Source organism: Cupriavidus sp. 01L46, assembly GCF_056399905.1.
On record NZ_JBFTSF010000517.1, the window covers coordinates 1 to 2,440 of the forward strand.

The window sequence follows — 2,440 nt, forward strand, 5'->3', positions numbered from 1 at the left end:
CTTAGTCCGGTATGTTGTTCGATGTCCTGGGAATCTGTGATTCCACCGTAGAGCGCGTTGCGCACAAACGCCGCGACGATGCCGATCATTAGCCCGAGAATTGCGGCTAGTGCGATAGTCATGCTCTTCTTCGGCTTGATCRGCTCTTCTGGAACCGGAGCGTTGTCGAGAAGACGAACGTTACCAACCTTCCCCGCTTTCACCAGTTTGAGCTGCTGCATGTTGTTAAGCAGCCCCACGTAGAGGTCATTGTTGACCTGTACATCGCGCATAAGACGCAGAGTGTCTTGTTCAACGTCGGGAAAGGTCTTCAAGCGTGAAGCCATGCTGCCGACCTTTGCGTTAATCGTCGCGATTTGCTGATCAAGTGCTTGAATACTCGGGTGCGTCACTGTGAAGCGGGTGAGCAACTCGGTACGCTTCTGCTTCAGCTCAAGCAGGCCTGTTTCTGTGGTTACGCTCTCTTKTAGGAATGCCTTGCCTTCCTCGCTCAGGTTGAAAGTATTGCGCTTGTTGCGCATCTCGTTGTATTTGACTTCGGCACGCTCAAGTTCAGTCTTCAACTGGGGCAGCAGGTCGCCGAGAAACACCAGGGACTTTTCTGCTTCGGCGGCTTTGCGCTTGATATTCTGAGCGACGTATTCCTCACCGATATCGTTCAGGATGCTAGCGGTGAGAACCGGATTGGTGCCATCGAGGGAAGCGCCGATTATGCCGCTTTGCTTGCCCTTCTCTGCGATCTGGAGTCGGTCTTGCAGACTCTCAAGGGTCTGCAGCCGTGAAGCGCGTATCAGGTTGAAGACAATGCCAGGCTTGGCCTTGAGATCAGTGACTAGCAGGGAGATGCTGCCCACGCTCTGCTCCACCCGCAGTAGTTCACCCACATGCCCCTCTAGTGGTTTGTCGAGACTGCTCTGCTCAAGACGGTATCGGCCTTCGCCCAAGGTCACTAGATTGAATCTCTCGCCTTCGAGGGACTCTGGCACGTCGAACAGATCAACGTTGATCGATTCCTTGGCCCATGCAAAGCCGCCGTAGCCCAGGAAACCCGGCTCGGATAGCCCCTTCGCACGACTGGCGATCCATGCGCCAATAAATGGAAAGTAGTTCGGCTTAGCTGAGATGTACAGATGCAGGTTGTCCACGGCTTTGCCTACCACCATGCGCGATCTAATAATCTCGATTTCGGCAGTGGCTTCTGCCTTGACGTCAAACAGGCTGGAGACATCTCCCAACAAGCTCTTGGCGCTATTGGGATTGTCTTCGACCTGCACCAGGATATCTGCCTGATAGACGGGACGTGCCAGAAACGCGTAGGCGACACCAAGCGCTAGCACCACACCGGCGATGGACGCGATCAGCCAGCGGCTGGCCAAGAGCACGTCCAGGTAGTGAACGAGATCGATCTCGTCTTCCGGAGGTCCGGGGACGGCGACTGCAGGAGGATTCTGGTTCATAAGCTCTACTGCGAATTCTGTTAACGGAGGGCCTGGATACGCGGCACCCAGGCTTCCACGCCGCGCTGGATCAACTCCAGCGCGTTATCAAAGGCAGGACGTCCCTCGCGATAAGGGTCCGGTACGTCGAACTTGGCGAGTTCGCCAAGCCGGAAGACCCGGCCAGTCGTCGCCGGGTGCAGTCRCTGTATCTCCTGCCTTTGCCAGTTGTCCATGACCAGGATCAGGTCGGCCTGCGTGGCGATCGCACGGTTGAGCTGGCGGGCGCGGTGGCCGGTGATATCCAGATCAAGGTCTTTCATCAGATCGACTGCATGGGCGTCCGCCGGCTGGCCGACCAGTGCGCCGAGCCCTGCCGAGACGACGTTGGCCTCGGGCAGAGCTTGCTTTAGCAACGCTTCCGCCATCGGGCTGCGGCAGATATTGCCGATGCACACCACGAGTACGGTCTTGATCATTTCAGGGTGTTGGCCGTGGAGTTGAGAAGAGTGCCGCTCGGGAGCAATTGATTGATCACGCGGCTCCAGCGAACTACACCGGCTGCGTCGACATACACGACGTCTTTCGGCTTCAACTCGAACGATTCCGCCAGGGCCAAAGACACAGGCGACTTTCCGTCCAGGTGGAAAATCTGGGCATCGCCGTCATCGCTTTTGCGAATGACGTAAAGCTCCTTGGCATCGGCTGAGGTCGGATTCACACCGCCGGCTTCGCCGATGGCTTCATTCAGTGTCAGGCGACCATTGCGCGGGAGAACGACGGCGGGGCGCACAACTTCGCCAGTGACAAACACCTTACTGTCTTCACGTTGTTCCACGCGCACGATGTCGCCGTTTCGCAGCATCACGCGGGTTGGATCAATGCCTTGTTGCAACAACGCTGGCAGATTGATGAAGTAGTTCTTTCCGCCACGCGAAATGCGGATGCGGCTGTTGTCACCTGTCAACACATTGACGCCGCCAGCACGGTTGAGCGCCTCAACC

Annotated in this window: 3 protein-coding genes; all 3 read right to left on the minus strand. The window is 57.0% G+C overall.

Features of this window, described 5'->3' with window-relative positions; genetic code table 11:
* A partial coding sequence (locus tag AC1DS3_RS37750) for a GNVR domain-containing protein (protein WP_477129264.1) occupies positions 1–1,457 on the minus strand: 1,457 nt, incomplete at its 3' end.
* Positions 1,458–1,477: 20 nt separating this feature from the next.
* A complete protein-coding gene (locus AC1DS3_RS37755) occupies positions 1,478–1,915 on the minus strand; it encodes a low molecular weight protein-tyrosine-phosphatase (protein WP_477129265.1) in 438 nt (145 codons plus the stop codon).
* Positions 1,912–2,440, minus strand: a 529-nt coding sequence (locus AC1DS3_RS37760; RefSeq protein WP_477129266.1) for an SLBB domain-containing protein, incomplete at its 5' end; no start/stop codon positions are given. The genes AC1DS3_RS37760 and AC1DS3_RS37755, both read right to left, overlap by 4 nt.